Raw genomic sequence first — 21,901 nt, forward strand, 5'->3', positions numbered from 1 at the left:
TTAAATCCGCCTGAATTATCCTGCAAGCCGTCCCAACGATCGGCGGGGCCCTGTTTTCTTGGCCAGAAGCTGCGATCGCCGGCAAGTTTTTCGACGATCGGATTCCGCCATGGTCAATGAAATCAAGTCTGCGCCCGTCGAGGCACACGGGCTGGGCAACTACCAGCATATGCGCCGCATGGTGCTTGCGGTGCTGGTGGTGGTGCTGTTTCTGGCACTGCTGTTCGGCCAATCGACGTTTCCGCCTGAAACCTGGGTGCATGAGTCGATCGAAATGTTCGGCGTGCTGCTGATTTTCCTCGGCATCGTCGGGCGCCTTTGGGCGACGCTCTACATAGGCGGGCGCAAATCTTCCGAGGTGGTGACCGGCGGGCCTTACTCGATCACCCGCAACCCACTTTATGTGTTCTCGACCGTGGCCGCGGCGGGCGTCGGCGCCCAGATCGGCTCGTTCTCCGGCATCATCCTCTTTGCGCTGCTGTGCGCGGGTGCCTTCCACATCGTCATCCTGCGCGAAGAGAAGTTCCTCAAGGAAGCGCTCGGCGCGCCGTACCAGGCCTATCTGGAGAAGGTGCCGCGCTTCTTCCCGAAGCTGTCGCTCTACCAGGAGGGCGATACGGGCAGCTTCAAGCCCCGCCTGTTGCTGACCACGCTGCTCGACGGCCTGGTCTTCCTCGTCGCCCTGCCGGCCTTCGAGCTGATAGACGGAGCCCAGCTGTCAGGCATGTTGCCGGTCTGGTTCACGCTGCCCTGACCAAGGACACAGCGCCGCATCTCCACAGGTGTTGCACGCGGGCCGTCTTTGACGTATAGCACCGCCGTTCAAGAAAACCGCCCGGCAGGGCATGCCGTGGCGGTTTCATTTGCTTTTCGGGCTTTGGTCGGCCCGAAGCGAACAAGAAGCGCGATAGTGCGCCAACAATACGGAGTAGCAAAATGCCCAAGATGAAGACCAAATCGGCCGCCAAGAAGCGGTTCAAGATCACAGGTACGGGTAAAGTCCTGTCGGCTGCGGCCGGCAAGCGTCACGGCATGATCAAGCGTTCCAACAAGTTCATTCGAAATGCCCGCGGCACGATGGTTCTGGCTGAACCGGATGGCAAGAAGGTCATCAAGAATTTTCTGCCGAACGGTCTCTAGGGAATGATGCCAAAAAGTTGCAGACTTTTTGGAAAACATCATTCGCCAAAATAAGATCATTCGGTCCGGACACGCATTTGTTTTACGCAATTCCGAACGGAAAACCGCAAGGCACTTTTCCTGGAATTGCTTTTAAGGAGATCATGACATGGCACGCGTAAAAAGAGGCGTCACTTCGCACGCCAAGCACAAGAAGGTCCTGAAAGCCGCCAAAGGCTTCTACGGCCGCCGCAAGAACACCATCCGCATCGCCAAGCAGGCGGTGGAAAAGTCGATGCAGTACGCGTATCGCGACCGCAAGAACCGCAAGCGCTCGTTCCGCGCGCTGTGGATCCAGCGCATCAACGCCGCGACGCACGAGCATGGCCTGACCTATGGCCGCTTCATCGACGGCCTCAACAAGTCGGGCATCGAGATCGACCGCAAGATCCTGTCGGACATGGCCATCCATGAGCCGCAGGCTTTCGCAGCCCTGGTCGCCAAGGCCAAGGTGGCGCTCGAATATCTGAAGAACACCACGCCGAACGCTTTTGAAAGCGCTGTCGCCTAAGACCAGCGCTTCCCAAGCATTCGCAATTCTGATTTGGGGAACCCGCGCTGGCACGGCTGGCGCGGGTTTTTCTTTTGCCTGAACTTTCAACTTAAAAGTGACTTTCACTTTGAGCTGATTTCCAACGTAGCGAGTTTGACCGTGAACGACGCAACCACTGGCCTGGATACGCTTGAAAACTCACTTCTGGCCGAAATCGCCTCGGCCGCCGATGAGCCGGCCATCGAGGCCGTGCGCATCGCTGCTTTCGGCAAGAAGGGCGCCGTGTCCGAGATGCTGAAGACCCTTGGCGCCATGACCGCTGAGGAGCGTCAGGTCAAAGGCCCCGCAATCAACGGACTCAAGAACCGCGTCACAGATGCGCTGACGGTGCGCAAGGCCGAGTTGAAAGATGTGGCGATCACCGCCCGCCTCGCCGCCGAAAGGGTCGATGTGACGCTGCCGGTGCGGCAGTCGCCGGCCGAGCGCGGCCGTATCCACCCGATCAGCCAGGTCATCGATGAGATCGCTGCGATCTTCGGCGACCTCGGGTTTTCCATCGCGGAAGGTCCCGATATCGAGACCGATTACTACAATTTCACTGCGCTGAATTTCCCCGAAGGCCATCCGGCGCGCGAGATGCACGACACCTTCTTCTTCCAGCCGGACGAGAAGGGCGAGCGCAAGCTTTTGCGCACGCACACTTCGCCGGTGCAGATCCGCACCATGGAGACGAAGAAGCCGCCGATCCGCATCGTCATTCCGGGCAAGACTTACCGCCAGGATTCGGACGCCACTCACTCGCCGATGTTCCATCAGGTCGAGGGGCTGGTGATCGACAAGACGGCCAACGTCGCCAACATGAAGTGGGTGCTGGAGGAGTTCTGCAAGGCCTTCTTCGAGGTGCCGCAGGTCAAGATGCGCTTCCGGCCGTCCTTCTTCCCGTTCACCGAGCCGAGCCTCGAGGTCGACATCCAGTGCGACCGCTCGCGGCCGGGCGAAGTGCGCTTCGGCGAAGGCTCCGACTGGATGGAGATCCTCGGCTGCGGCATGGTCCATCCCAACGTGCTGCGCCATGGCAGGCTCGATCCGGACGAATATCAGGGCTTTGCCTGGGGCATGGGCATCGACCGCATCGCCATGCTGAAATACGGCATGCCGGACCTGCGCGCCTTCTTCGATGCCGACGTGCGCTGGCTGTCGCATTACGGGTTCAGGCCGCTCGACATGCCGACGCTGTTTGGGGGCCTGAGCGCATGACAGCGCCCTACGCCGGCGGCTGTCGCTGCGGCGCCGTGCGGTTCGAGGCATCGGCCGAACCGCACCACGTCAGCTATTGCCATTGCGGCGATTGCCGGCGGGCCAGCGGCGCGCCTGTATCGGCCTTTGTCGGCTTCCCGGCCGGTCAGGTCGCGTTCACCGGCAAGGCGCTGAAGATGTTCGAGAACGGCCCGGTGACGCGCTCGTTCTGCGGCACTTGCGGCTCACCCATCGCCTATGTCGACGAGCGGCTGGAAGACGACATCTACTTCATGCTCGGCGCCATGGACATGCCAGCCGATTTTGAACCCACGCTGCATGCCTATGTCGGCGAGCAGCTGCCCTACCTGCATATGTCCGACGACCTGCCGAGACATCTGAAATCAAGCGTCAAAAGACCAGACGGAACAGCCCCATGAAATTCACCCTCTCCTGGCTCAAGGACCACCTAGAGACCGACGCTACGCTCGACGAGATCGTCGAGCGGCTGACCTCGATCGGCCTCGAAGTCGAGCATGTCGACGACAAGTCAAGCCTGAAGCCCTTCGTCATCGCCAGGGTGCTGACGGCGGTCCAGCATCCCGATGCCGACCGGCTGCGCGTGCTGACCGTCGATACGGGCGACGGCAAGCCACCCGTGCAGGTCGTCTGCGGCGCGCCAAACGCCCGCGCTGGCCTGATCGGCGCCTTTGCCGCGCCCGGCACCTATGTGCCCGGCATCGACGTGACGCTGGCGGTCGGCAAGATCAGGGGGGTCGAAAGCCACGGCATGATGTGTTCCGAGCGCGAGCTGGAACTGTCAGACGAACACAACGGCATCATCGACCTGCCCGAGGATGCGCCGGTCGGCACCAGCTTCGCCGCCTATGCGCATATCGACGATCCGGTCATCGAGATCAATTTGACGCCGAACCGGCCGGATGCCACCAGCGTCTATGGCATCGCCAGGGATCTGGCGGCGAGCGGGCTTGGCCGCCTCGTTGGCGGCGCCATCATGCCGCATGTCGGCAATGGCATGTGTCCGGTCAAGGTGACGATCGAAGCGCCGGAGCTTTGCCCCGGCTTCGCGCTCAACCTGGTCAAGGGCGTCAAGAATGGGCCGTCGCCAAAATGGCTGCAGCAGCGGCTGATCGCCATTGGCCTGAGACCCATCAGCGCGCTGGTCGACATCACCAACTACGTCACCTTCGACCGCGGACGCCCGCTGCATGTGTTCGACGCCAGCAAGGTTGCCGGCAATCTCGTCGTGCGCCGCGCGCGCGATGGTGAAAAGGTGCAGGCGCTCGACGGCCGCGAATACACGCTGACGCCGGAAATGTGTGTCATCGCTGATGACAATGGCGTCGAGTCCATCGCCGGCATCATGGGCGGCGAGCATTCGGGCTGCGACGAGAACACGACCGACGTGCTGATCGAATCCGCCCTTTGGGATCCGATCACCACGGCGCGCACCGGCCGCACGCTCGGCATCATCACCGACGCGCGCTACCGCTTCGAGCGCGGCGTGGACCCCGAATTCATGGTTCCCGGCGTCGAGTTGGCAACGAAACTGGTGCTCGATTTCTGCGGCGGCACGCCGACCGAAATGGAAGTCGTCGGTTATGCCGACTATCAGCCGAAGATCGTTTCCTTCCCGCTGGCGGAAGTGAAGCGGCTGACCGGCATCGAGGTCGACGAGGATGAGAGCCTCTCTATCCTTGAGCGCCTGGGTTTCAGTGCAGAGCCAACCTATCGACCCCATGCCAACTATGTTGCTCCGCCGCCCGGCACACGAGATTTCTCGTCTCAAGAAAAGATATCGGGCGTCTTCGACGTCGCCGTGCCGTCCTGGCGCCCCGACGTCGATGGCAAGGCAGATCTGGTCGAGGAAGTCATGCGCATCCACGGCGTCGACAACATCGCGCCGCAGCCGCTCGGTGCGCATGACGCGGTCAACGCCAGGATACTCACCACGCTGCAGGTCCGTACCCGCACCGCCAAGCGCGCGCTTGCCGTGCGCGGCATGATGGAAGCCGTCACCTGGTCGTTCATTCCGGCCAAGCATGCCGAGCTGTTCGGCGGTGGCCAGACCGCGCTGAAGCTCGCCAACCCGATCGCCGCCGACATGTCCGACATGCGGCCGTCGCTGCTGCCCGGGCTGATCGCCGCTGCACAGCGCAATGCCGACAAGGGTATTGGCGACGTGGCGCTGTTCGAAGTGTCGGGCACCTATGAGGGCGACGGCGCCGACCAACAGCGGCGCGTCGCCGCCGGTGTGCGTCGCGGCACCGCCAAGCTCGACGGCTCCGGCCGCAACTGGGCCGGCAATTCGGGTGCGGTCGGCGTGTTCGACGCCAAGGCCGACGCAATCGCCGCGCTCGAAGCCTGCGGTGCGCCGGTCGAGCGGCTGCAGATCGAGGCCGGCGGCCCGGCATGGTATCATCCCGGCCGTTCCGGCACGATCAAGCTCGGTCCGAAAACCGTGCTCGGCACCTTCGGCGAATTCCACCCGAAGACGCTGGAAGGCCTCGATGTTTCCGGTCCGCTGTGCGGCTTCGAAGTGTTTGTCGATGCTGTGCCCGAGCCGAAGACCAAGCCGACGAAAACCAAGCCGAAACTGGAACTGTCCCCCTTCCAGGCGGTCAAGCGCGACTTCGCTTTCGTCGTCGACAAAACGGTCGAGGCCGGCACGCTGGTGCGCGCAGCGCTCGCCGCCGACAAGAAGCTCATCACCGCCGTCTCGGTCTTCGACATCTTCGAAGGCGCTTCGCTGGGCGAGGGCAAGAAGTCTATTGCAATCGAAGTGTCGATCCAGCCGGTTGAAAAGACACTGACCGACGAGGATTTCGAGGCACTGGCCAAGCGTATCGTCGAGAATGTCGGCAAGCAGACGGGTGGCGTTCTGCGCGGGTAGCCTTGCGAGCAGATGGCGAATCGCTCTCCAAAGGGCGATGGACCATCTGCGCTATTCCGGACTTCCTTTCGAAGAACAGCGCGCGGCGTTTCTCGCCATCGTGCTTGCCGACCCGCTGTTACGCGACGCGCTGGCGCGGGCTCGCACGCTCGACCTGCCGGACTGGCTGGTGGTGTCCGGCGCGCTCTACAACAGTGTCTGGAACCACCTGACCGGCAAGCCCCCGGGTTACGGCATCAAGGATGTCGACCTGTTTTATTTCGATGACGCCGATCTATCCTACGAGGCGGAGGATGCGGTGATCCGCCGGGCGGAGAAGCATTTCGAAGGACTGCCGCTGCCGGTCGAGGTGCGCAACCAGGCGCGGGTGCATCTTTGGTATCCGCAGAAGTTCGGACAGCCGTGCCCGCGCTATACGAGCGCCAGCGAATCCGTCAGCTATTTTGCGTCGAAGACCCATGCGGTGGGTGTGCGATACGATGCGGATGGGCAGCTCGAGATCGTGGCTCCATTTGGTCTTGACGATATTTTTTCGTTCCGCATCACACCGAACCGGGTGATGGACAATCAGCGCACGCATGAGGTGAAGGGCAGACGCGCCCAGGAGTATTGGCCGGAGACCACTGTCGTGCCTTGGTAGGGAGTTGCCGGAATGTTGGCGCGAGGCACCCCCCCTCTGGCCTGCCGGCCATCTCCCCCGCAAGGAGGGAGATTGGCAACTTCATCGGCGGCACCCTTCTTGCAACGTTGGTGATTGGCGAAAGCCGGCGTGACATCCGATCTCCCCCCTTGCGGGGGAGATGTCCGGCAGGACAGAGGGGGGTGCCTCGCGCCAACGTCACGCAACCTTCTGCACCATCGCGCATGAAAAGGGGCGCCGAAGCACCCTTTTCCGCTTACTCACCAGCTTTCACCCATTCACCAGCGCCAACTCCTTCTGCGCATAGCGCCTACCGACCACCTTGTCGGGCGACAGCGCATCGCCAATCGCCTGCACCTCGACCGCGCTCAGCGCGATCCCGGCCGCTGCCGCATTCTGCTCGAGATGGCGGATCCTTCTTGCACCGGGGATCGGCACGATGAAATCGCCCTGATGCAGCACCCAGGCCAGCGCCAGCTGCGCCGAGGTCACGGCCTTTTCAACAGCCAGCTTTTCCAACGTGGCGATGACGGCGGCATTGGCTTCCATCGCCTCGGCTTGGAAGCGCGGCAAGGTCCGGCGCCAGTCGTCGTCGCTCAAGGCCTCGGGCTTGCCGATCGTGCCGGTCAGCAGGCCACGGCCGAGCGGACTGTAGGGAACGAAGCCGATGCCCAGCTCGCGGCAGACGGCGAACACCTCGTCTTCCGGGTCGCGGCTCCACAGCGAATACTCGCTCTGCACGGCCGATATCGGATGAACGGCATGGGCCCGGCGGATGGTCGCGGCACTCGCCTCGGACAGGCCAAGCGCGCGCACCTTGCCCTCGCGCACCAGTTCGGCCATGGCGCCGACCGTATCCTCGATCGGCACGTTGGGGTCGACACGGTGCTGATAGTAGAGGTCGATCACATCGGTGCCCAGCCGTTTCAGCGAGGCCTCGGCGACCGCCTTGACGTGCTCGGGGCGGCTGTCGACGCCCGCCATGCGGTCGAGGCCTGTGCCTTCCTCCAAAATCTTGAAGCCGAATTTTGTCGCGATCGTCACCTTGTCACGCACCGACTTCAGCGCCTTGCCGAGCAGGATCTCGTTCTCGTAAGGGCCATAGACTTCCGCCGTGTCGAAGAAATTGACGCCGATGTCGACGGCGCGGTGCAGCGTGGCGATCGCATCGGCTTCCGCTTGGCCGCCATAGGCGAAGCTCATGCCCATGCAGCCGAGGCCGACGGGGTAGACGTTCAATTCAGTTCCTAGCTTGCGGGTTTGCATAACGCGTCTCCTTGTTGCGATGCGGGAAATAGCGCCTTGCCGTGTGTTCGATAATCGGCTTTCATTTGTACAGGCTGTCCTAAAAGATAGATCAATGAATCGCGCACATCTTTCCCAATTGGCCGTGCTGGCAACCGTCGCCCAATGCGGCAGCTTTCGCGGCGCAGCCAAGGAGCTAGCCATCGCGCCGTCGGCGGTCAGCCATGCGGTGTCCAGCCTGGAGGCGCGGCTTGGCGTTAGGCTGCTGGCGCGCAGCACGCGCAGCGTCGCGCCGACCGAAGAAGGTGCGCAGTTGCTGGAGCGGCTGCGGCCGGCGCTGTCGGAGATCGATCTGGCGCTGGAGGCGGCAATCGAGACGCGCGACCGACCGGCCGGCAATCTGCGGCTGACCGTGCCGCGCACCGCGGCCCATTTGGCGCTGACGCCGCGGCTCGGCGCCTTTGCTGCGGCCTATCCCGATATCGTGCTGGAGATTGTCATCGAGGACCGCTTCACCGACGTGGTGGAAGGCGGCTTCGATGCTGGCGTCAGGCTGGGCGAGAGCCTGCAGGGCGACATGATCGCGGTGCGCATCGGGCCGGACCTTCGCGGCGCGGTGGTTGGCGCCCCGGTCTATTTCGAGGCGAGCCCCAAGCCGCGCCACCCGCGCGACCTGGCCGGCCACCGCTGCATCCGCTTCCGCTTCTCCAGCGGCATCCTCTACCGCTGGGAATTCGAGAAAGGCCGCGAGACGATCGAGATGGCGGTGGAGGGACCGCTGATCCTCGATGAGGATCATCTGATCGCGCAGGCGGCGGTCGACGGCGCTGGGCTTGCCTTCGTCTTTGAGGATTATGTCCGCGCACCGCTCGCCGACGGCAGGCTGATCCGCGTGCTGGAGGATTGGTGCCCGCCCTTCGACGGCTTCTTCGTCTATTATCCGAGCCGCCGGCAGATGCGCCCGGCGCTGCGCGCCTTCGTCGATTTCTTCAAGGTGAGTGGATAGGTGCGCACTTCACCCCCCACAACGGTGAGGCGCCGGAAGAAACCGGCCCCTACATTCGTTCACGTCCCATGCAAGCATCGATCACCAACAGCACGACCAGCTACGGCTGGGGCGCGATCATTCTCCACTGGCTGATTGCGCTCATCTTCATCGGCCAGTTCGGACTCGGCTTCGTCATGGTGCGGCTGACCAGCCAGCGCACCGCCTTCGAGCTGATCCAGCTGCACAAATCCTTCGGCTTTCTGCTGCTCGGCCTGATCATCCTGCGCATCGCCTGGCGCCTGGGCAATGCAACGCCGGCGCTGCCGCGTTCGGTCGGGTCTGTGGAACGTCGGGCAGCACCGTTGGCCCATTTTGCGCTCTACTCATTCCAGCTTGCCTTGCCCTTGTCCGGCTGGGCGCTGGTGTCGGTCTCGATGCTGGAGATCCCCAGCCTGCCGTTCAACCTGTTCGTCATGCCGAACCTGCCGCTGGCCGAATCGGATGGTGCCGAAAGCTTCTGGGCGGCGGCGCATTGGTATCTCGCCTATGCCGGTATGGCGCTCGTGGCTCTCCACGTCGCGGCGGCACTGCGGCATCATTTCCAACTCCGGGATGGCGTGCTCACGCGCATGATCACGCCTTCGTCAGATCCGGAATAGAGCGAGCGGTTCATTCGTTCATGGAGTGAGGGGCGCAAGAAATGCGCTGCCTCCAACAAGGAACATCCCCATGTACACGCGCATCCTCGGATTTGCGGCGGTCGCCGCTTGCCTTGCCATGCCTGTTTCAGCGGCCGTCGCGCTTGATGACGCCGCCGGCAGCTATTCGATCAGCCCGGCCAGCTCCAGCATCCGCTTCTCCATCGACAAGGTCGGCGGCGGCGGCCTCAATGGCGCCTTTGCTCGCTTCAAGGGGTCGATCCGCATCGACAACAGCGATGTCGGGCGCTCGCAGGTCAATTTCACCATCTTTCCCGAAAGCGTCGGCACCGGCCAGGGCCGTATCGATGCCTTCCTGCGCTCTGACGCGGTGTTCGATGCCGCCAAGAACCCGGAAATCCAGTTCCGCTCGACCAGCGTGACCCGAACCAGCGACACCACGGCCCTCGTCAGCGGCCGGCTGACGGCGCGCGGCAAAACGTTTCCGGAAAAATTCACGGCCGAGCTTGGCGGTCTCAAGGCTGGCACCATAAAATTCCATGTCACCGGCAAGGTGTTGAGGTCACGCTACGGCATGGATGTCGGCACGCCGATCTATTCCAACATCGTCGACTTCGATATGACGCTGACCGGCAAAAGGGGTTAGCTCTCTGTCAGCACCTTTGCGATTGGCAGACACACCTCGCGCAGCGTCATCCTGGGGCGTAGCAAGGAGCGAAGCGACGCGGCGCAGACCCCAGGATCCATGCCGCGACATCAAGGCGTTGCCACGGTCCAGAATCCGTTCCGCTGCATTCCTTGGCGGATGTCGCGGCATGGATCCTCGGGTCAAGCCCGAGGATGACGAAGGCGCGGTTCGTTGGACAGTCTCGAATTGGCTTTTCTCCCGATTTCGGGCAAACCTCGTTGCCTGTAATCGTGATGGAGAAGCCTGATGTTCCGATGGGGTGTGTTGTCGACGGCCAAGATCGGCCGCGAGCATTTGTTGCCGGCCATGGTCGAGGCGGAGAACGGCGTGCTGTCGGCGATCGCCAGCCGCGACCTGTCGAAGGCCAAGGCGCTGGCCGACCGCTTCGGTGCGCGGCATGCCTTCGGCTCCTATGAGGAACTGCTCGCCTCGAACGAAGTAGACGGCGTCTACATCCCGCTGCCGACCTCGCAGCATGTCGAGTGGGCGGCCAAGGCCATCGAAGCCGGCAAGCACGTGCTGGTCGAAAAACCGCTGGCGCTCGACGCCAAGGACATTCTTCCGCTGATCAAGCTGCGCGACCAGAAAAAGGTGCTGGTCTGCGAGGCCTTCATGGTCATCTACCACCCGCAATGGATCAAGGTACGCGACCTCATCGCCAGCGGCGCCATCGGCCGGCTGCGCCATGTGCAGGGTGCCTTCTCCTACTACAACGTCGACCCCAGCAACATGCGCAACCAGCTCGACCTCGGCGGCGGCGCGCTGCCCGACATCGGCGTCTACCCGACCGTGTCGACGCGCTTTTCGACCGGCAAGGAGCCGCTGCGCGTGCAGGCGACGATCGAGCGCGACAAGACATTCGGCACCGACATCTACTCCTCGATCCGCGCCGATTTCGGTGACTTCGAACTGTCCTTCTACCTGTCGACGCAGATGGCGGCGCGCCAGGTCATGGTGTTCCACGGTGAGAAGGGTTTCATCGAGTTGTTCTCGCCTTTCAATGCCGGGCTCTACGACCACCACCGCGTCGAACTGCACAACCAGAACCACTCCGAGGCGCAGGTGTTCCGCTTTCCCGGCACGCAGCAGTACCGGCTGGAGGTCGAGACCTTCGCGCGTGCGGCACAGGGCGGCAAGGAGCGCGTCTTCACGCTGGAGGAATCCGTGCTCAACCAGAAAGTCATCGATGCCATCTTCCGCGCCGGCGGCACGGACGGCTGGGAGACCGTCTGACCCCGGCAATAAAGTAACCGGCTAATTCTGGGAGGAAAGATGGCTGACGATGCGGACGTGATCATTGTCGGCGCTGGCCTTGCCGGGCTGGTTGCCGCCGCCGAGCTTGCCGAGGCCGGCAAGAGAATCATCATCGTCGACCAGGAGCCGGAGCAGTCGCTCGGCGGCCAGGCGTTCTGGTCGTTCGGCGGCCTTTTCCTCGTCGATTCGCCCGAGCAGCGGCGCATGCGCATCCGCGATTCGCATGACCTGGCGCTGGAAGACTGGCTGGGCACCGCGGCTTTCGATCGGCCCGAGGATTTCTGGCCGCGCAAATGGGCGGAAGCCTATGTCGGCTTTGCCGCCGGCGAAAAACGCTCCTGGCTGATGCAGCGCGGCCTGAAATTCTTCCCCGTGGTCGGCTGGGCCGAGCGCGGCGGCGGCAATGCCATCGGCCACGGCAATTCGGTGCCGCGCTTCCACATCACCTGGGGCACCGGCCCCGGCGTTCTCGAACCGTTCGTGCAGCGCGTGCGCGAGGCGCAAAAACGCGGATTGATAAGCTTCAAGTTCCGTTATCGGGTCAATGAACTGACGCGGACGGGTGCTGTTGTGACCGGTGTGCGTGGCGACATCCTGCAGCCCAGCGCTGTCGAGCGCGGCCACAAGAGTTCGCGCGAAATATCAGGTGATTTCGAGCTTCACGCCCAAGCGGTGATCGTCGCCTCCGGCGGCATCGGCGCCAACCATCAACTGGTGCGGGAGAATTGGCCCAAGCGGCTTGGCACGGCGCCCAAGCGCATGATCACCGGTGTGCCCGACCATGTCGACGGCCGCATGCTGGCGATCACCGAACGGGCCGGCGGCTCGATCGTCAACCGCGACCGCATGTGGCACTATGTCGAGGGCATCAGGAACTGGGCGCCGATCTGGACCGACCATGCGATACGCATCCTGCCCGGCCCGTCATCGCTGTGGCTCGATGCGCGCGGCAAGCGCTTGCCGGTGCCGCTCTATCCCGGTTTCGACACGCTGGGCACGCTCTCCCACATCATGAGCACAGGCTTTGACTATTCCTGGTTCATCCTGACCAAAAAGATCATCCAGAAGGAGTTCGCGCTGTCGGGCTCCGAGCAGAACCCTGATTTGACCGGCAAGAGCTGGCGCCAGGTGCTCGGCCGCGCCACATCTGGCATTCCGGGTCCGGTCAAGGCGTTCATGGAGAAGGGCGAGGATTTCATCGTCGAGGCTGATTTGCCGGCGCTGGTCGCGCGCATGAACGCGCTTGCCGGCGGTGAGCCGCTTCTTGAGGTGGCCCAGGTCGAGCGCGAAATCCGCGCCCGCGACCGGCAGCTGGACAACCCGTTCTCCAAGGACATGCAAATCAGCGCCCTGCGCGGGGCGCGCGCCTATCTCGGCGACCGCCTGATCCGCACGGCCAAGCCGCACAAGATGCTCGATCCGGCAAACGGCCCGCTGATCGCGGTGCGCCTCAACATCCTGACCCGCAAGACGCTGGGCGGCCTGCAGACCGATCTCGACAGCCGCGTGCTGGGTGCCGATGGCCAGCCGGTTGCGGGGCTCTACGCTGTCGGTGAAGCCGCCGGTTTCGGCGGCGGCGGCGTGCATGGCTACGCGGCGCTTGAGGGTACCTTCCTCGGCGGCTGCATCTTTTCCGGCCGCAGCGCCGGCCGGGCGGCGGCGGCGGCCGTGCAATAAGGTCCAAACCGCGAGACGATAAAACCGCTCACCAGAGCCAGGCGCCCTGTCCAAGGGCGGCCACCGCATCGACGATCCGGGTAAAACTCGCTCGGGCGCGGCCCACCGTGTGCCGGGCTCTGAGATAGCCATGCACCAGCCCTGGTTCCTCGAACCAATATGCCCGTCCGCCGGCCGCGACGATGCGGTCGCGATAGGCTTCGCCGTCGGACGACAGGGGATCGCATTGCGCGGTGATCAGCACTGTCGGCGGCAGGTTGGCAAAATCGGCATCGGCAAGCGGCGACTGCGTGATGTCGCCGGTGCCGTCTTGCCCGCCGGTGCGGATGTTGTAGAATTCGAGATCGCGCGTGGTCAGCATCGGCGCTTCGGCATGCGTTATGTACGATCCTTGCGACCGGTCGCCGCCGAGGCCGGGATAGATCAGAACCTGGCCGATCGGCCTTTTCGAATGGCCGCGCGTTGCATGGCTGACGGCGGCGCAGAGATTGCCGCCGGCGCTGTCGCCGCACAGCAGGATCGGGTGCGAAGGGGTCGCGGCGGCCCATTCGAAAGCGCTCATCAAATCGTCGAAGGCGGCCGGATGCAGATGTTCAGGCGCCAGCCGATAATCGACCGAGACCACCTCATAGCCGGTGCGGGCACAAAGCTCGGCGCAGACATCGTCATGGCTGTCCAGTCCGCCGAGGATGAAGCCGCCGCCATGGACATAGAGCACCGTCACGGCTGCCTGGAGTGGGCTTCGATAGATACGGGTCGGGATATCGTGCGTGGACGTCGCGATGGCTGAGGTTTCGACAGCAACGCCGTCGTGATAGCCGGCAAAGAATTCGCGGCACATGCGGTCGTAGATCTCGCGCTGCTGCGCGATCGTGTAGTCGATTGTATCCGGCGGGTAATAGGAATTGGTGCGCTCGATGAAGGCCCAGGTCTCGGCGTCGATGAGGGTTTTGTAGTCGGTCATGAGTGAGGCTGCCGAAGTCGAACCTGGGCACCCCCCTCTGGCCTGCCGGCCATCTCCCCCGCAAGAGGGGAGATTGGCAGTTTCGATCGCGGTGCTCTTCTTGCAACGTTGACGATTGGCGAAAGCAGAAACGACATCCAATCTCCCCCCTTGCGGGGGAGATGCCCGGCAGGGCAGAGGGGGGTGTGACGGGACGCCATCGTTCCCACTACTTCCCCTTCCACACCGGATCGCGCTTTTCCGCAAACGCACGAAAGCCTTCCATGCCGTCCTCGGAGCCGTAGAGTGCATCGACCGTCGCCAACTGGCGCCGCGTCACCCTGTTCATCGCATCCTGGAAGGTCAGCGCCTCGGCCACGCGCGCCGTCTCCTTGATCGCGGCAAACACCAGCGGCGGGCCGCCGGCCAGCAGCCGGGCGATCTCCCAGACGCGCTCCTCGAGCTTCTCCTTGGGCAGCACTTCGTTGACCAGGCCCCAGCGATGCGCTTCAGCGACATCCATCCAGCGGCCGGTCAGCAGCAGGTCCATGGCGACATGGTAGGGGATGCGCTTCGGCAGCTTGATCGTTGCCGCATCGGCCAGCGTGCCGGCGCGGATTTCGGGCAGCGCGAAGGAGGAATGGCCGGAGGCGTAGATGAGGTCGCAGGAAAGCGCCAGTTCGAAGCCGCCGCCCACCGCCATGCCGTTGACGCAAGCGATCACCGGCTTGTTGAGGTCGCGCAATTCCTGTAGCCCGGCAAAGCCGCCGACGCCATAGTCGCCGTCGACCGCATCGCCGCCTGCAGCGGCCTTCAAATCCCAGCCGGCGCAGAAGAACTTGTCGCCTGCGGTCTTGACGATGGCGACGCGCAATTCCGGATCGTCTCGGAATGCCTTGAAGGTCTCGCCCATCAGCCGCGAGGTCTTCAGGTCGATGGCGTTGGCCTTGGGCCGGTCGAGCGTGACTTCGAGGATGGTGCCCTCGCGGCGGGTCGAAATGACGTCAGACATTCTTGTTCTCTCCCAGCACCAGCAGTGCGTCGGCGATCCAGGCGCCTTTGCCCTCCGCGCAGACGATCAGCGGGTTGATGTCGAGTTCCTCGATCTCACCGGCATTCTGCTGCACGAAGGCGGCAATGCCCGAAATGGCGTCGATGGCGGCCTGGACATCGGCCTTCGGCCGGCCGCGATAGCCTTCGAGCAGCGGGAACAGCTTCAGGCCGCGCAACGCCGCCTCGATGTCGTCGCGGGTTGCCGGCAGCATCAGCGTGACGCTGTCGCGCAACAGCTCGACCAGCACGCCGCCTGTGCCCAAGGTCATCACCGCGCCGAACATCGGATCGCGGGTGAAGCCGACGATCAGTTCAGCGACACCGTCGCGCACCATGCGCTCGACATAGAGCCCGGTGCCGAGCGGCAGCAGGTCATGCGCTGCGGTGCTGACGGATTCGGCATCCCTGAGATTGAGCCTGACAGCGCCAACTTCGGATTTGTGAGTGACGCCGAGCGCCTTCAACGCCACCGGGAAGCCGAGCGCCATGGAAGAGATCACCGCCTCGACCGCATTGGCGGCGCGTTCGCCCTTCGGCACCGGCAGGCCAGCCTTGATCAGCCGTGACTTCGCCTCGGCCTCATCGGGCGTGACGTGGTCGCCGCCAGGCGCACCGGATGCGGACGTGTCGATCGGCTGCGCCTGCGGTTCAGCCCAAGCCCAGCCGATGAAGGCCGCCGCCCCGGCGGCATCCATGGCTTCCGAAATGCCGAACAACGGCACCATGCCGCGCGCCATCAGCTCGGCCGTGTACTCCTCCGGCAGGTTCTCCGGCAGCGAGGAGACGATCGCACCATGCGCCTTGTTGGTCTTCAGCGCCGATTCGAAGGCGCGCAGCGTCGCCCACCAGTCGGTGACCGAGCAGCGGTCGGGGCGCGGAAAATCCAGCACCAGCATGTTGAGGTCGAAACCACCCGACACCATGGCCGTGAAGGTGGCGGTCATCGCCGGCTCGTTGTTCCAGATGAAGGTGTGGTAGTCGAGCGGGTTGGCGACCGCGACCAGCGGCCCGAGCGTCGATTTGACATGGGCGCGGTGGCTGTCGATCAGCACAGGGAAATTGACCCAGCGCCCTTCGGCGCTGTCGGCCATGACGGAAGCCTCGCCGCCCGAGCAGCTCATCGACGACAGCCTATAGCCGGGCAAAGGTCCGGTGATGTGCAGCAGCTTCAGCGCCTCGATAAAGGCGGGGATCGAATCGACACGCGCAATGCCGAGCCGCTGCAGGAAAGCGCCCGAGGCCGCATCCGAGCCGGCCAGCGAGGCGGTGTGCGAGACGGTCGCCTGCCTGGCCTGTTCGGAACGGCCGACCTTCATGGCGATGATCGGTTTTTTCAGCTCGCGGGCTCGTGCCGCCAGCCTTTCGAAGCCGGCTACCGAATCGAAGGCCTCGATGTGCAGGCCGAGCGACGTGACCCGCTCGTCCTCGATCAGGCCGAGCGCCATTTCGGACAGGCCGGTCTGCGCCTGGTTGCCGGCGGTCATCAGGAAGGCGATCGGCAGGCCGCGCTTCTGCATGGTCATGTTGATGGCGATGTTGGAGGACTGGGTGATGATGGCGACGCCCTTGCCGCCCTCGGCCAGCCTTATGCCGCCATGCTGGTCGGGCCACAGAAGCGCGCCGTCGGCATAATTGATCAGGCCATAGCAATTCGGCCCGATGATCGGCATCGAGCCGGCCGCCGCGACCAGTTCGGCCTGCAGCCGCTCGCCATCATCGTCATAGGCTTCGGTTTCGAGGAAGCCGGCGGCAAAGCAGACGGCGCCCCCGGCGCCGCGTTCGGCCAGCGCCTTGACCACCTCGATGGTCAAATGCCGGTTGACGCCGACAAAGGCGGCGTCCGGCGCGTCAGGCAAATCGGCGACTGAACGATAGGCCTTGCGGCCCGCGACCTCGTCCTTGGTCGGATGCACCGGCCAGATCTCGCCGGCAAAGCCCATCTTGATCGATTGGGCGACGACGGCCGCGGCCTGCGCACCGCCGAACACGGCAACCGATTTCGGCCGCAGGAGACGCTCAAGTTTATGCATATGTTATGCCCCAAACGGACGCAGCAGCGCCCGTGAAATGATGTGGCGCTGGATTTCCGACGTGCCCTCCCAGATGCGCTCGACGCGGGCGTCGCGCCAGATGCGCTCCAGCGGCAGATCGTCCATCAGCCCCATGCCGCCATGGATCTGGATCGCCTCATCGGCGACGAAAGCGAGCATTTCGGTGGCCTTCAGCTTGGCCATGGCCATGTCCTGGTCGGTGACCGTGCCCTGATCGTACTTCCAGCCGGCTTCGAACACCATCAGGTCGGCGGCCTTCAATTCGGTCGCCATATCGGCCAGCTTGAACGACACGCCCTGGAACTTGCCGATCTGCTGGCCGAACTGCTGGCGCTGCGCGGCGTATTCCACGGCATGGCCAAGCGCCCGCTCGGCGCGGCCGAGGCAAGTGGCGCCGACCTGCAGCCGGGTGGCGCCGAGCCAGGAATTGGCGACGTCGAAACCCTTGTGGACTTCGCCCAACACTTGGGCGGCGGGCAGCCGGCAATCGTCGAATTCGAGGATGGCGTTGGTGTAGCCGCGATGCGAGACGTTGCGGTAGCCATCGCGGACGGTGAAGCCCTTCGTCCCTTTGTCGACGAAGAAGGCGGTGATCTTCTTGCGTTTGCCTCGCGGCGAATCCTCTTCGCCTGAGGCCATGAAAACGATGGCAAAGTCGGCGAGGTCGGCGTGGGAGATAAAATGCTTGGTGCCGTTCAGCACCCAGTCGTCGCCGTCCTGCACCGCCGTCGCCTTCATGCCGCGCAAATCGGAGCCTGCGCCCGGCTCGGTCATCGCCAGACAGTCCCATTTCTCGCCGCGGATGCAGGGGAACAGGTACTTTTCGCGCTGCTCCGGCGTGCCGGCCAGGAGGATGTTGGAGGGGCGCGCCACGCAGGTCCAGTGCAGTGCATAATTGGCGCGGCCAAGCTCCTTTTCGTAGAGCAGCCAGGTCACCGTATCGAGGCCTGCACCACCGACATCGGCCGGCATGTTGGCGGCATAGAGCCCGGCTTCGATCGCCTTAACCTTGATCTCCTCGATCAGGTCGCGGCGCAGCACGCCGGTGCGCTCGACCTCGCGCTCATGCGGGTAAAGCTCGTTCTCGACGAACGCACGCGTCGTCTCGACGATGAGCCTCTGTTCCTCCGACAGCCCGAAATCCATGCTCTCAGCCTTTCTTCTTGCCGGTCTTTTTCTTCGGCTTTTCGGCTCTCTTGACCGGTTTCAAGGCTTTGGCCTTCTCGGCCGCCTTGGAGGCCGTGGGCTTCTTCGCCGCCAGCTTGGCCAACTGCCTGGTATAGTCCTTGTGCAGGGCGCCGGCGCCCCAGCCCTTGCCTTTGTTCTGCTTCGACAGCGCATCCATGATGGCGACCAGATTGTCGTCGCGGATCTTTTCCAGTTCGCGGATCGACAGGCCATGCGCCTGGTCGTCCGACTGCGTGGCGATCAGGTCGACCAACTCGTCGTTGAACTCCGGCACATCCATCAGCTTGGTCCATGGCCATTTCAGGCAGGGCCCGAACTGCGCCATGAAGTGGCGCATGCCGGCCTCGCCGCCGGCGACGCGATAGACCTGGAACATGCCCATCTGCGCCCAACGCAGGCCGAAGCCGTAGCGCATGATGTCGTCGAGTTCCTCGACCGTGCAGATGCCGTCCTTGATCAGCCACAGCGCCTCGCGCCATGCCGCTTCGAGCAGGCGGTCGCCGACGAAGGCCTCGATCTCCTTGCGGATGACGACCGGCTTCATGCCGATCGAGGCATACATCTCCTTGGCGACCTCGATCGCCTCGGGAAAGGTCTGCTCGCCGCCCACGATCTCGACCAGCGGCAGGAGATAGACCGGGTTGAACGGATGGCCGACCACCAGCCGCTCCGGATGCTTCTTCATAGCCACCTGCATGTCGGTTGGCTTGATGCCGGAGGTCGAGGAACCGACAATCGCATTGGCCGGCGCGTGGGTATCGATCTCGGCGAGCACCCGGTGCTTGAGGTCGAGCCGTTCCGGCACGCTTTCCTGAATGAAATCGGCATCGGCCACTGCCTCGGCGATGGTCTTGGCAAAGGTCAGCTTGCCCTCTTTCGGCAAACCGCCGGGCACCATCTGCTTGTAGGCGCGGCGCGCGCCCTTCATCACTTCGCCGACCTTGCGCGACGCCTCGGGATCGGGATCGAAGATCGACACGTCGATGCCGTTGAGCAGCAGCCGCGCCACCCAGCCGGCGCCGATGACGCCGCCACCGATGGCGGCTGCCTTGTTGATGATGCTCATGCGGAAGCTCCGGTTCTGGTCATGGCGGTTGTGGGATCTATGAGCGGCACGCGTTCGCCGGCGCGGATCACGGACGGGTCGTATGCCTTGCGGGCAAAGACTTCGAGGACGAAGGGCCGAAAGAATTCGATCGGCAGCGTGTCATAGTCGGGGTCGAAGCTCGACTGGTCCCAGCGCTCGCAAAACTGGTCGCAATCGTCAAAATAGACGTGGCCGGCAAAGCGGTCGCGCGCATGGCGGTTACCGCCGAGGTGATGGGCATAGTAGAGCCGCTGGAAGTCGCCATGCTTTTCCACCACCCAGGTGCATTGTTCGCGCACGAAGGGTTTCAGGATCGAAGCGGCATATTCGTCGTGATTGTAAGGCGCATAGATGTCGCCGATGTCGTGCAGTAGCGCGCAGGCGATCCAGTCGGTGTCGGCGCCGTCGCGCCAGGCACGCGTCGCCGCCTGCAGCGAATGGCCGAGCCGGGTGATCTTGTAGCCCGACAGGCCCGCGTCGAGCTGCACCAGCGCATCGAGCAGCCGCTCGCCGGTCCTGGCCGCGTAGTCGATCTCATGCGCGGTCAGGAACTCGTAGTCGTCCCGGTCGCCATCCTTCATCGCGGTGAATTTTACGGTAGTCATGCCGACCCTCCCGACGAATAATTTATGCCGCGATCGGCGCCCGCTTGGTAAGGTTGAGCTTCTGCCTCACCTCTTCCGGCCCAAGAATCCTGGCGCCGAGATTGGTGACGATGCTGGCGGCGCGCTCGACCAACTGCGCATTGGTCGCCAGCACGCCCTTGTCGAGCCAGAGATTGTCTTCGAGACCGACGCGGACATTGCCGCCGGCCAGCACTGCCGCAGCAGCATAGGCCATCTGGTTGCGGCCGATGGCAAAGGCCGACCAATTCCAGGTCGACGGCACATTGTTGACCATCGCCATGAAGGTGTTGAGGTCGTCGGGCGCACCCCACGGCACGCCCATGCAGAGCTGCACCAGCGCATCCGGATTGAGCACCTTTTCCTCGACCAGCTGCTTGGCGAACCACAGATGACCGGTGTCGAAAGCCTCGATCTCCGGCTTGACGCCCAGCGCCGTCATCATGCCGCCCATGGCGCGCAGCATGCCGGGCGTGTTGGTCATGACATAATCGGCTTCGGCGAAGTTCATGGTGCCGCAGTCGAGCGTGCAGATTTCCGGCAGGCACTGGCGCACATGTTCCATGCGGTTGGTGGCGCCGCCCATGTCGGTGCCTTTTTCGTTGAGCGGCAGCGGCGCTTCCGGCGATCCGAACACCATGTCGCCGCCCATGCCGGCGGTCAGGTTGAGGATGACGTCAACTTCTGCCGCGCGGATGCGCTCGGTCACTTCGCGGTAGAGATGCACATCGCGCCTGGGCTTGCCGGTTTCGGGGTCGCGGACGTGGCAGTGCACGATGGCGGCGCCCGCCTTGGCCGCATCGATGGCGGAATCGGCGATCTGCTTGGGTGAGCGCGGCACATGCGGGCTCCGATCCTGCGAGCCGCCGGACCCGGTCACGGCACAGGTAATGAAAACCTCGCGGTTCATCGCAAGCGGCATGGGGACTCTCCTCCAATAGACACAGACCACAAGAATGCCCGACTTGCCGGAAACTGTTTTGCGTTTTACGAAGCTTCCATGACGAAAAACGAAAAACCGACGATCTTTCGCGTCGAGCGCTCGCCGCTCAAGGTGACGCTGCTGGTGTTTTCGGGCTCGTCGATCATGTGCGTGGCCTCGGCCGTCGATCCGCTGCGCGCCGCCAACCGTATCTCCGGCGAGACCCTGTTCGATTTTCGGCTGGTCTCGGTGACCGGCGAGGCTCCGGTCACCACCTGCGGACTGCCGGTGGCGGTCAGTGGCCGTTTCGACGCGGGCGAGCCAACCGACGTCCTTGTCGTCGTCGCCGGCTTCGGCACCCAGAACTATGCAACATCGGCTCTGTTGTCGGGCCTGCGCCGGGCGGCACGGACAGCGCGCGCGTGCGGCGGTGTCGAGGCGGGCACCTGGCTGGTAGCTCGCGCCGGCCTGCTGGAAGGGCGCAGCGCCACCACTCACTGGGAGGACATGGAGGATTTCTCGTCGGCTTTCCCCGGCGTCGACGTGCGTCCGGACCGCTACGTCATAGACGGGCCGGTGTTCACGTCGGGCGGCGCGTCGCCGACCTTCGACCTGATGCTGCATCTCATTCGCACGCGGCTGGGCATGGCCGTCGCGCTCGATGTCGCCAGCGTCTTCATCTATGACCAGGCGCGTGCCGCGACCGACGCCCAGCCACTGGTCTCGCTTGGCCGGCTCGACGGCTACGACCCGCGCCTTGCACAAGCCATCCGGCTGATGGAATCGCATGTCGACCAGCCGCTGACCATCGAAGCGGTGGCCAAGCGCGCCGGGGTGACGGCACGGACGCTGGAAAGCATCTTTCGCAGATCGATCGGCGAGACGCCGGGCGCCTATTACCTCAGGCTGCGCCTCGGTGCCGCGCGCCGGCTGGTGGTAGACACGCGAGTGGCGATGGCCGACATTGCCGGGCGGACCGGGTTCTCGTCCGCCGCGGCATTTTCGAGGGCGTTTTCAAGGACTTTTGGCGAAGCGCCGGTCAGGTTGCGGAGGGGGTAGGT

21 protein-coding genes are annotated in these 21,901 nt (G+C 63.9%); 13 read left to right on the forward strand and 8 right to left on the reverse strand.

The annotated features are described in order from the left end of the window. Positions 1–109 precede the first annotated feature (109 nt). The 7 genes from EOA19_RS03715 (at position 110) to EOA19_RS03745 (ending at position 6,462) form a co-directional block, all read left to right on the forward strand. The gene (locus EOA19_RS03715; protein WP_023810606.1) at positions 110–754 is read left to right on the forward strand and encodes an isoprenylcysteine carboxylmethyltransferase family protein; all 645 of its coding nucleotides are present in this window, start codon (positions 110–112) and stop codon (positions 752–754) included. 182 nt (positions 755–936) lie between these two features. Then, positions 937–1,140, forward strand: coding sequence for a 50S ribosomal protein L35 (rpmI, locus tag EOA19_RS03720; protein WP_006201248.1), 204 nt, complete (start codon positions 937–939; stop codon positions 1,138–1,140). Positions 1,141–1,288: 148 nt separating this feature from the next. Next, positions 1,289–1,690: a 50S ribosomal protein L20 gene (rplT, locus tag EOA19_RS03725; RefSeq protein WP_023672281.1), complete on the forward strand. Its 402-nt coding sequence runs from the start codon at positions 1,289–1,291 to the stop codon at positions 1,688–1,690. Positions 1,691–1,831: 141 nt separating this feature from the next. Beyond that, on the forward strand, positions 1,832–2,929 hold the full coding sequence (gene pheS, locus EOA19_RS03730) for a phenylalanine--tRNA ligase subunit alpha (protein ID WP_128302733.1): 1,098 nt from the start codon (positions 1,832–1,834) through the stop codon (positions 2,927–2,929). Next, a complete protein-coding gene (locus EOA19_RS03735) occupies positions 2,926–3,348 on the forward strand; it encodes a GFA family protein (protein ID WP_023810604.1) in 423 nt (140 codons plus the stop codon). Before pheS ends, EOA19_RS03735 begins: the two co-directional genes overlap by 4 nt. Further along, positions 3,345–5,822 carry a phenylalanine--tRNA ligase subunit beta gene (gene pheT / locus EOA19_RS03740; RefSeq protein ID WP_128302734.1) on the forward strand — a complete coding sequence of 826 codons (2,478 nt, stop codon included), beginning with the start codon at positions 3,345–3,347 and terminating at the stop codon, positions 5,820–5,822. The genes EOA19_RS03735 and pheT overlap by 4 nt, the downstream gene beginning before the upstream one ends. A gap of 37 nt (positions 5,823–5,859) precedes the next feature. After that, on the forward strand, positions 5,860–6,462 hold the full coding sequence (locus EOA19_RS03745; protein ID WP_128302735.1) for a nucleotidyltransferase family protein: 603 nt from the start codon (positions 5,860–5,862) through the stop codon (positions 6,460–6,462). A 270-nt stretch (positions 6,463–6,732) separates the two neighbouring features. On the opposite strand, the gene EOA19_RS03750 is transcribed toward EOA19_RS03745, so the two are convergent. Next, entirely contained in the window at positions 6,733–7,728 is a 996-nt protein-coding gene (locus EOA19_RS03750; RefSeq protein ID WP_128302736.1) for an aldo/keto reductase, read from the reverse strand. Between the two features lie 94 nt (positions 7,729–7,822). Between EOA19_RS03750 and EOA19_RS03755 the strand changes: the two genes are divergently transcribed. From EOA19_RS03755 to EOA19_RS03775, 5 genes are all read left to right on the forward strand, one after another. After that, positions 7,823–8,713, forward strand: coding sequence for a LysR family transcriptional regulator (locus tag EOA19_RS03755; RefSeq protein WP_128302737.1), 891 nt, complete (start codon positions 7,823–7,825; stop codon positions 8,711–8,713). A gap of 68 nt (positions 8,714–8,781) precedes the next feature. Further along, positions 8,782–9,354: a cytochrome b gene (locus EOA19_RS03760; RefSeq protein WP_128302738.1), complete on the forward strand. Its 573-nt coding sequence runs from the start codon at positions 8,782–8,784 to the stop codon at positions 9,352–9,354. Between the two features lie 70 nt (positions 9,355–9,424). Next, positions 9,425–10,000 (forward strand): YceI family protein, encoded by a 576-nt coding sequence (locus EOA19_RS03765; protein ID WP_128302739.1) that lies wholly within the window; start codon positions 9,425–9,427, stop codon positions 9,998–10,000. 288 nt (positions 10,001–10,288) lie between these two features. After that, entirely contained in the window at positions 10,289–11,275 is a 987-nt protein-coding gene (locus tag EOA19_RS03770; protein WP_128302740.1) for a Gfo/Idh/MocA family oxidoreductase, read from the forward strand. Positions 11,276–11,314: 39 nt separating this feature from the next. Continuing rightward, complete coding sequence (locus EOA19_RS03775) at positions 11,315–12,973, forward strand: FAD-binding dehydrogenase (RefSeq protein ID WP_128302741.1); 1,659 nt, start codon at positions 11,315–11,317, stop codon at positions 12,971–12,973. A gap of 28 nt (positions 12,974–13,001) precedes the next feature. Here EOA19_RS03775 and EOA19_RS03780 read toward each other — a convergent pair whose 3' ends face one another. The 7 genes from EOA19_RS03780 to EOA19_RS03815 all read right to left on the reverse strand — a co-directional run bounded on the left by EOA19_RS03780 (position 13,002) and on the right by EOA19_RS03815 (position 20,840). Further along, entirely contained in the window at positions 13,002–13,937 is a 936-nt protein-coding gene (locus tag EOA19_RS03780; protein WP_128302742.1) for an alpha/beta hydrolase, read from the reverse strand. Positions 13,938–14,145: 208 nt separating this feature from the next. After that, positions 14,146–14,928: a carnitinyl-CoA dehydratase gene (locus tag EOA19_RS03790; RefSeq protein WP_023810594.1), complete on the reverse strand. Its 783-nt coding sequence runs from the start codon at positions 14,926–14,928 to the stop codon at positions 14,146–14,148. Continuing rightward, complete coding sequence (locus tag EOA19_RS03795; RefSeq protein WP_128302743.1) at positions 14,921–16,999, reverse strand: acetate--CoA ligase family protein; 2,079 nt, start codon at positions 16,997–16,999, stop codon at positions 14,921–14,923. Before EOA19_RS03795 ends, EOA19_RS03790 begins: the two co-directional genes overlap by 8 nt. A 3-nt stretch (positions 17,000–17,002) precedes the next feature. Next, positions 17,003–18,166 (reverse strand): acyl-CoA dehydrogenase, encoded by a 1,164-nt coding sequence (locus EOA19_RS03800; RefSeq protein WP_128302744.1) that lies wholly within the window; start codon positions 18,164–18,166, stop codon positions 17,003–17,005. 4 nt (positions 18,167–18,170) lie between these two features. Beyond that, positions 18,171–19,274 carry a carnitine 3-dehydrogenase gene (locus tag EOA19_RS03805; protein ID WP_023810591.1) on the reverse strand — a complete coding sequence of 368 codons (1,104 nt, stop codon included), beginning with the start codon at positions 19,272–19,274 and terminating at the stop codon, positions 18,171–18,173. After that, on the reverse strand, positions 19,271–19,900 hold the full coding sequence (locus EOA19_RS03810) for an HD domain-containing protein (RefSeq protein WP_128302745.1): 630 nt from the start codon (positions 19,898–19,900) through the stop codon (positions 19,271–19,273). The genes EOA19_RS03805 and EOA19_RS03810 overlap by 4 nt, the downstream gene beginning before the upstream one ends. Positions 19,901–19,922: 22 nt before the next feature. Beyond that, positions 19,923–20,840 carry a 3-keto-5-aminohexanoate cleavage protein gene (locus tag EOA19_RS03815; protein ID WP_023810589.1) on the reverse strand — a complete coding sequence of 306 codons (918 nt, stop codon included), beginning with the start codon at positions 20,838–20,840 and terminating at the stop codon, positions 19,923–19,925. Positions 20,841–20,918: 78 nt separating this feature from the next. On the opposite strand from EOA19_RS03815, the gene EOA19_RS03820 reads away from it, so the two are divergent. After that, entirely contained in the window at positions 20,919–21,899 is a 981-nt protein-coding gene (locus EOA19_RS03820; RefSeq protein ID WP_128302746.1) for a GlxA family transcriptional regulator, read from the forward strand. Positions 21,900–21,901 lie beyond the last annotated feature (2 nt).

It is taken from the genome of Mesorhizobium sp. M7A.F.Ca.US.010.02.1.1 (genome assembly GCF_004023085.1).
Classification (GTDB): Bacteria; Pseudomonadota; Alphaproteobacteria; order Rhizobiales; family Rhizobiaceae; genus Mesorhizobium.